General features: G+C 74.7%; 3 protein-coding genes. All 3 read left to right on the top strand.

Going from position 1 to position 3,239, the window contains the following annotated elements:
• The first annotated feature begins 176 nt into the window (after window positions 1–176).
• The 3 genes from ACFV0G_RS37150 (at window position 177) to ACFV0G_RS37140 (ending at window position 3,049) form a co-directional block, all read left to right on the top strand.
• A complete protein-coding gene (locus ACFV0G_RS37150) occupies window positions 177–611 on the top strand; it encodes a hypothetical protein (RefSeq protein ID WP_380557546.1) in 435 nt (144 codons plus the stop codon).
• A 41-nt stretch (window positions 612–652) separates the two neighbouring features.
• Window positions 653–1,339: a hypothetical protein gene (locus tag ACFV0G_RS37145; protein WP_380557543.1), complete on the top strand. Its 687-nt coding sequence runs from the start codon at window positions 653–655 to the stop codon at window positions 1,337–1,339.
• Window positions 1,340–1,510: 171 nt separating this feature from the next.
• Complete coding sequence (locus ACFV0G_RS37140) at window positions 1,511–3,049, top strand: CoA-acylating methylmalonate-semialdehyde dehydrogenase (protein ID WP_380557540.1); 1,539 nt, start codon at window positions 1,511–1,513, stop codon at window positions 3,047–3,049.
• The last annotated feature ends 190 nt before the right edge of the window (window positions 3,050–3,239 follow it).

The raw sequence follows: 3,239 nt of genomic DNA, 5'->3' as shown, positions 1-3,239 counted from the left end.
GCCCGCGCCCGCGGGGGCTCGCCCTCTCCCCTCACACCCCCCCCCCGCCCGGCGCCCCCCCGGCCCCGGCCGGGCGCCCCCGGCGGCGTCCCGGCACCGCTTTCCTCCGCGAGGCGTGTAAGAACCGGGCCGCCCCGCGCTCTCCCAGGTGACCGACCGACACCGGAGAGGACCGCATGCGCACCGCCCTCGACTGGCTCACCGCCGCCGCACCCGACCCGCACGCCTGCCGCACCGCCTGGGAACGCACCCCCGCCACCCCGGCCCTGCTGCCCGCCGGCCGGATCTGGGACGCCCTGCTCGTCCCCGGCGCACTCGGCCGCCCGGCCCTCGCCGTCCTGCGGCAGCTCTCCGACACCGGCCCCGTCCTCGCCGACCCCGCCGGCGACCGCCTCGGCTTCCTCGTCCCGCCCGGCACCGCCGCCCACTGGACCGCCACCGGCGTCCGCGCCGCCGGACCGGGCAACTGGACCCCCCTCCCGTACCCGGACGGCCGACGCCACGGCCTGCACTGGCTCGTCCCCCCGGACGGCACCGGCACCCTGGTCGACCCCGCCCGCCTGGAACTCGCCCTCCACGACGCCGCCGCCCGCCACGCCGGCCCCCGCTGAAAGCGCCGCCGCCGCACCGCCCCGCGCGGGAGACTGGACCCATGACCGCCAGCGCGCTCACCGACGACCGCACCCGGCTGCTGGAGACCGCCCAGCCGCTCTGCCTCCGGTACGGCCTGGCCCTCGCCGGCCCCGACGCGCTCGCCGCCCACGGGCTCGCCCCCACCCGCGCCACCGCACTCCTCCTGGTCGCCGCCGAGGGCCCGCCGCTCGCCGACATCGCCGCCGGCCTGGTCGAGCTCTATCGCGCCGCCGGCCACGAGGCCCGCAGCGAACCGGGCACCCCCCGTCGGCTCCAGATCACCGGACCGCCCGTCCCGATCGACCTGCACAAGGAACCGCTGCGCCACCCCGTCGTCCTGCTCGCCGGCACGCCCGTCCCGGTCGCGGCCCTGCCGGACGCCGCCGCCCTCGCCGTGCTGGCCCTGTGCGACCGGGCGCTGCCCGCGGACCTCGCCGCCGTCCACTCGCTGGCCGCCCGCTTCACCCAGGGCGAGCTCACGGCCCTCGCCGCGGGTCTCGACGACGACTTCCAGACCACCGTGCTGGCCGAGCGGCTGGAGGCCGCCGCGGGGCTGCTCCACCCGAACGCCGCCGCGGTCTGCGCCTGGGCGCAGGCCTGGGCGCAGGACCTGCGGCTCGACCTCATGGAGACCCGGGAGAGCGCCGACGGGCTGCACGACCCCTATCTGGAGACGGTCGAAGCGGAGCAGTCCGACGACCTGTAAGGGTGAATCTCGGTTCCCCGTCATGCTGCTCGTTGAGGTGGGCCGGTCGGCTCCGCAGACTGGAGAGCGAGAGCGGGAGACCCGCGATCCCGCCGCCCGGTCGGACCCGGACGGCGCCGCACAAGGTACCGACGGCCGACACGCCGTAGGGCACTTCGGAGGCAGACGACCTTGACCAAGACCAGCCCGTACAAGCACGTCACCCACTGGATCAACGGCGCGCCCGTCGCCACCGCGGGTGCCGCGCCCCGCCGCGGCGACATCCACGACCCCGCCACCGGGCAGGTCTCGGGCCAGGTCGACTTCGCCGAGATCACCGAGGTCGACCAGGCCGTCGCGGCCGCCGCCTCGGCCTTCGCCGATTGGCGCCAGGCCTCGGTGGCCAAGCGCACCCAGGTGCTCTTCCGCTTCCGCGAGCTGTTCAACGCCCGCAAGGACGAGCTGGCGTCGATCATCGTCTCCGAGCACGGCAAGGTGCACTCGGACGCGCTCGGCGAGCTGGCCCGCGGCCTGGAGGTCGTGGAGTACGCCTGCGGCATCCCGCAGCTCTCCAAGGGCGGCTTCACCGAGCAGGCCTCCACCGGCATCGACGTCTACTCGATCCGCCAGCCGCTCGGCCCGGTCGCCATCATCTCGCCGTTCAACTTCCCGGCCATGGTGCCGATGTGGTTCTTCCCGATCGCCATCGCGACCGGCAACAGCGTGGTGCTGAAGCCGTCGGAGAAGGACCCGTCCGCCGCGAACTTCCTCGCCGAGCTGTGGAAGGAGGCCGGCCTGCCGGACGGCGTGTTCAACGTCGTGCACGGTGACAAGGTCGCGGTCGACCGCCTCCTGGAGCACCCCGACATCAAGTCGGTCAGCTTCGTCGGCTCCACCCCGATCGCCCGCTACGTCTACGAGACCGGCACCCGCTACGGCAAGCGCGTCCAGGCGCTCGGCGGTGCCAAGAACCACATGCTGGTGCTGCCCGACGCGGACCTCGACCTCACCGCCGACGCCGCCATCAACGCCGGCTTCGGCGCGGCCGGCGAGCGCTGCATGGCGATCTCGGTCGTCGTCGCGGTGGACCCGGTCGGCGACGAGCTGGTCGAGAAGATCAAGTCCCGCATCGCCGGCCTGAAGGTCGGACCGGGCTGCAACGGCGACTCCGAGATGGGCCCGCTGGTCACCGGCCAGCACCGTGACAAGGTCACCTCGTACGTCGAGTCCGGCCTCGCCGACGGCGCCGAGCTGGCCGTGGACGGCCGCAAGCACCCGATCGCCGCCGAGGACGTCAACGGCGCCCCGACCGCGGACGGCTTCTGGCTCGGCCCGACGCTGTTCGACCGCGTGAAGCCCGGCATGTCCGTGTACAGCGACGAGATCTTCGGTCCCGTCCTCTCGGTGGTCCGCGTCGACTCGTACGAGGAGGGCCTGGAGCTCATCAACTCCAACCCGTACGGCAACGGCACGGCGATCTTCACCAACGACGGCGGCGCCGCGCGGCGCTTCCAGAACGAGGTGGAGGTCGGCATGGTCGGCATCAACGTGCCGATCCCCGTCCCGGTCGCCTACTACTCCTTCGGTGGCTGGAAGGCCTCGCTCTTCGGCGACGCCCACGCGTACGGCCCGGACGGCGTCCAGTTCTTCACCCGCGGCAAGGTCGTCACCCAGCGCTGGCTCGACCCGTCGCACGGCGGCATCAACCTCGGCTTCCCGACCAACAGCTGATCCCGCTCCACCCGCACACCCGGCCGGGCCCCCCCCCCCCGGGCCGGCCGGGGCGGGTGGCTCCACCCCCCCGATGGGGGAGTGGGTAAAGGTGGGGCGCGCCGGGGGCCCCGCCCCCCCGCGCGGGTGTTGTGTGCGCCGGCACGGGGGCGGGGGTGGGGGGGGGGGTGCCCCCCGACCGCTACCGGCT

Source organism: Kitasatospora sp. NPDC059571, assembly GCF_042735675.1.
Classification (GTDB): Bacteria; Actinomycetota; Actinomycetes; order Streptomycetales; family Streptomycetaceae; genus Kitasatospora.
This window is presented reverse-complemented; position numbering and strand designations above follow the sequence as displayed.